The organism is Brevundimonas sp. UBA7534, from assembly GCF_002479325.1.
In the GTDB taxonomy this organism is placed as follows: Bacteria; Pseudomonadota; Alphaproteobacteria; order Caulobacterales; family Caulobacteraceae; genus Brevundimonas.
The window spans coordinates 3,030-3,397 of sequence record NZ_DLMO01000111.1; the positions used below are offsets into that span (position 1 = coordinate 3,030).

1 pseudogene is annotated in these 368 nt (G+C 70.9%); it reads left to right on the top strand.

Annotated features, from left to right (window positions below):
* A pseudogene (locus B2U11_RS08630) lies at nt 1–368 on the top strand (S9 family peptidase); the annotation flags it as partial.

Genomic DNA, 368 nt, shown 5'->3' on the forward strand with positions numbered 1-368 from the left:
GACATGATCTCGGCCAACCGGCTGGGTGATCCGCAGGTGTCGCCGGACGGTCGCTGGGTCGTCTATTCCGTCACCACCACCGACGTGGCGGCGAACCGGCGGGCGGGCAGCCTGTGGATGCTGGACCTAAACGCATCGGATCAGGCCCCGCGCCGGCTGGCCATCTCGGACCAGGGCGCCAACACCGCCCGCTGGGGCGGCGACGGCAACCTGTACTTCCTGTCCGGCAAGTCGGGGACCAGCCAGGTCTGGCGCGTCGCCTCGCCCACGGCGGCGCCGGTTCAGGTCACCAGCCTGCCGCTGGACGTGAACGCCTACCGCCTGAGCCCGTCGGCGGACAAGGTGGCGGTGTCCCTGGCCGTCTATCC